Here is a 4,098-nt window from a genome sequence, read left to right as displayed (position 1 = left end):
AGTTAATGAGGGTTGGTGGTACTGTATTCTTTAAGGGATACAGTTGCTACGGTTACTTATTGATTTTAGGTGATTATTTTTCGGGTTGTAGGGGCGTGTTGAACACGCCCTTGATAAATCAATCACTTACATAAGAGCAAGAATGAAGCACTTCCCTATTTTCTCATGATAAGCTGGCAGGTGTAGTTGGCACATTCTGCCTTTAATATGCCATGTTTTTGTAGTAGCTCTGCCCCAACCATTTGCTCTGTCAGCATTTGCTCCAACACCGCTTTGCCGTCATCGCCATATAAGGCAGTGGCAAGGGCGTGGGCTTTTTTGGCGTGGGCGTGGCTTGCCTGCTTGATGGTATCGCTGTCTTTGGGATGAGCATAGTACCATGCCAGCTCAAAGAGTTTATCCGACTCGATGACATATAGGGGCGGTTCGTGTCCTGATGTATAGCTGTATTTGTCCGCCATAGCCCCATGAAAATCCAAGGCGTCCGACTTGGTGGCGGTGGGGGCGATCAGCGTTTTGGCACGCTCAAATCTGTCCTGCCCTGTCTCATTGATGGCAGGATTTGCTTGCCAATTTGCCACATCATAGACCACTTTTTCATAAACCTTTGGCTCGCCGTCATCTTGCACCACATCCTTGTGCGTGGCAGGACGAAAAAACAACGTCAATGCCAAAGCACAGGCGATGATGACCGCCCAGATGATGGGGGTTTTAAAGGATTTTTTGGCAGGGGTAGAATTGGTGTCGGTCATGGCTGATATAAATGGCAAATGGTAAAATGGCTTGTGTTAATGATAGGGCGTGCCTGCCTTTGGTATTTGCAATGAAAATAGGGGAAATCGCCCGTTTTTCAAGGAAAAGTCCGCAGTTGATATTGCAATATCAACACGGATTTTGACGCAGAAAAACCAGATTTAGCCATTTTTCATGCAAAAATGGATTGAAATCATCAAATCTTTGTCATATCCTATGACAATGTTATCAATCGCAGGCACGCCCTACATATGTGGGAAAATAATGGCGGTTATTGTAGCCGTTTTTGGGTCATTTTAACAGTTTTTATTTTAAATTCATTAGGACAATATATGCACCACTTTATCGTCATCGGCAACCCCATTAGCCACTCCAAAAGCCCTGCCATTCATGCCGCCTTTGCTTGCTCTGTGGGACTTGACATCAGCTACAACCGCCAATTTTGCCCTAATGATTTTGGCAGTTTTAAGGCAGTCATTGAAGCGTTTTTTCATGGTGGGGGCGTGGGGGCGAACGTAACCTTGCCCTTTAAAGAAATGGCGTTTGACATCTGCCAAGAAGTCGGTACATTAAGCAAGTACGCCAAAAACGCAGGGGCGGTAAACACGCTCGCCATAAAGGGCGGTAAGCTCTACGGCGATAACACGGACGGTCGGGGACTGGTGGCGGATTTGGTGGGGCGTGGCGTGGACTTACACGACAAAACAGTCGCCATACTCGGGGCAGGTGGGGCAACTCGGGGGGCGATTTTACCGCTTATCCAAAGTAGTGCGGTGGTGTCGGTGTTTAATCGCACGCTTGCCAAAGCCCAAACACTCGCCCAAGAGTTTGCCACACAGGGCATTACTATCAACGCTCACGGCTTAGACGAACTCACAGGGCATTTTGATGTCATCATCAATGCCACGTCCGCCACGACCACAGGGCAAAGTCTGGATTTGGGTGGTGTGTCGACTGATGTGGCGTATGACATGATGTATGGCAAACCGTCTGCTTTTTTGGAGCATTTTAACACCGCCAAACAGATAGACGGCATGGGCATGCTTATCAATCAAGCTCGCTTATCCTTTGAGCTGTGGACAGGTCGGGCGGTGGATTTGGATAAGGTGGTGCTAGATTTATAATTTATTTTTATAAAAATAATTAAAATGTATGAAAAATAGTTATTTTTAACACAAAACCCCTAGCATAAATCACAAAATAAGGTATAGTAGGGAAATGATGTTTTCACACATTCCCCCTTTATCCTATTTATCTATCACAAAGGAGCTGTCTTATGCTAACGTACAAAGCCCCCCTACGGGACATCAAATTTCTCATCAATGAAGTCTTTGATTATCCAAGCCACTACAAAACCTTTGAGCATGGCAAAAATGCCGACAGCGAAACGGTTGGCATGATTTTAGAAGGCTTTGCCGACTTAGCCGAAAACGTCATCGCCCTCCTGTATCAGTCAGGCGATGCCGAAGGTTGTCATTTTAAGGATGGCGAGGTTACCACACCCAAAGGCTTTAAAGAAGCGTACGAGCAGTTCGCCCAAGGGGGCTGGCAAGGCATTGCCTACCCTGAACAGTATGGCGGTATGGCTCTGCCAATGTCGCTCAATCTCATCAAATCAGAAATGCTTGGCACCGCTAACTGGTCATTTGCCATGTATCCGGGGCTATCGCTTGGGGCGGTTAATACCATTTTGGAGTACGGCACGACCGAGCAAAAAGACCTATACCTACCCAAGCTCGTTACTGGCGAGTGGTCTGGCACCATGTGTCTGACCGAAGCCCAGTGCGGTACCGACCTAAACCAAATGAAAACATCCGCCAAGCCTAACGATGACGGCACTTATGCCATTAACGGCTCTAAGATTTTCATCAGTGCTGGTGAACATGACCTAACCGAGAACATCGTGCACATCGTACTGGCACGCCTGCCTGATGCCCCTGCTGGCACCAAAGGCATCTCTCTATTTATCGTGCCAAAATTCTTGCCTGACAATGACGGCAACATGGGCGAGCGTAATGGCGTGAGCTGTGGCTCTATCGAGCACAAAATGGGTATTAGTGCGTCCGCCACGTGCGTGATTAACTTTGACAACGCCACAGGGTTTTTGATTGGCGAGCCAAACAAAGGGCTAAAAGCGATGTTCACCTACATGAACACCGCCCGTGTCGGCACTGGCATTCAAGGCTTGGCTCACATGGAGCTTGCTTTCCAAAACTCACTGCCTTATGCCAAAGAACGCCGTTCTATGCGTGCCTTGTCTGGCACCAAAGAGCCTGATAAACCTGCTGATGCCATTCACTATCACGCCGATGTCCGCCGTATGCTACTGACCCAAAAGGCATTTACCGAAGGGGCGAGAAGCATGATTTATCATGTTGGACGTTATTCGGACAAACTGGCGGATGCGACCGTGCGTGGCGACAAAAAAGAGATTGAACGTTGGGAAGACAAAATGGGCTTTTTCACGCCTGTATTAAAAGGCTTTTTGACCGAAATCGCCCAAGAATCGGTGAAAAACGGCTTGCAAATCTTTGGCGGTCATGGCTACATCAAAGAATGGGGCATGGAACAAATCGCCCGTGATGCTCGTATCAGTACGCTGTACGAAGGCACGACAGGCGTACAAGCCCTAGACTTACTCGGTCGTAAGGTACTGCTACAAGGCGGTGGTAAAGTGGTGCGTGATTATACCGCCAGTATCATGAAGTGGTGTGGCGACTATGCTCTGGATAAAGACATGCGTAAATACGTCTGGGCATTGACCAAGCTATGTGCCGAATGGAACGCCTTGACCTTACGCCTTGCCATTACCGCCAAACGCAAAAACCGTGAGATTATCTCGGCAGCGTCCGAAGACTATCTCATGTACTCAGGCTATGTGATGATGGCGTACCACTGGGCGAGAATGGCGGCGATTGCCTTTGACAAGATGAAAAATGGCGGTGAACAGCCCCGTGAGTTCTACCTTGCCAAGACCCAAACGGCAGAGTTTTATTTTGATAAAATCCTACCACGCACGAGTGGGCTTGCCGACAGCATGACTACCCCAAATGAAGTGATGACCGACATGGACATTGAGCATTTTATCATTGATTGATTATTGGCTTACAAATCATCAAAAACCACTCATCAATTTGGGTGGTTTTTGTTTGGCTTGGGCGTGTTGAATGTTGGTGTTTGCTATGAAAAATGAGAAAAATCGCCCGTTTTTCAAGGAAAAAGTGAAGTTTGATAGTCATTCTATCAAACGAGCTTTTATTATGAAAAACAAGATTTAGCCATTTTTCATGCAAAAATAGATTAAAAGCATAAATTTTTATAAAATACAAATATACCAACCGAACC

At 46.9% G+C, this 4,098-nt stretch carries 3 protein-coding genes; 2 read left to right on the top strand and 1 reads right to left on the bottom strand.

Features of this window, described 5'->3' with window-relative positions:
* Positions 1 to 155: 155 nt before the first annotated feature.
* The gene (locus B5J93_RS11815) at positions 156 to 752 is read right to left on the bottom strand and encodes a hypothetical protein (protein ID WP_079326556.1); all 597 of its coding nucleotides are present in this window, start codon (positions 750 to 752) and stop codon (positions 156 to 158) included.
* A gap of 333 nt (positions 753 to 1,085) precedes the next feature.
* Here B5J93_RS11815 and aroE point away from each other — a divergent pair, with 333 nt between their 5' ends.
* Both aroE and B5J93_RS11805 read left to right on the top strand, forming a co-directional pair.
* The gene (gene aroE / locus B5J93_RS11810) at positions 1,086 to 1,877 is read left to right on the top strand and encodes a shikimate dehydrogenase (protein WP_079326555.1); all 792 of its coding nucleotides are present in this window, start codon (positions 1,086 to 1,088) and stop codon (positions 1,875 to 1,877) included.
* Between the two features lie 152 nt (positions 1,878 to 2,029).
* On the top strand, positions 2,030 to 3,850 hold the full coding sequence (locus tag B5J93_RS11805; RefSeq protein WP_079326554.1) for an acyl-CoA dehydrogenase C-terminal domain-containing protein: 1,821 nt from the start codon (positions 2,030 to 2,032) through the stop codon (positions 3,848 to 3,850).
* The last annotated feature ends 248 nt before the right edge of the window (positions 3,851 to 4,098 follow it).

It is taken from the genome of Moraxella equi (assembly GCF_002027555.1).
GTDB classification, from domain to species: Bacteria; Pseudomonadota; Gammaproteobacteria; order Pseudomonadales; family Moraxellaceae; genus Moraxella; species Moraxella equi.
This window is presented reverse-complemented; position numbering and strand designations above follow the sequence as displayed.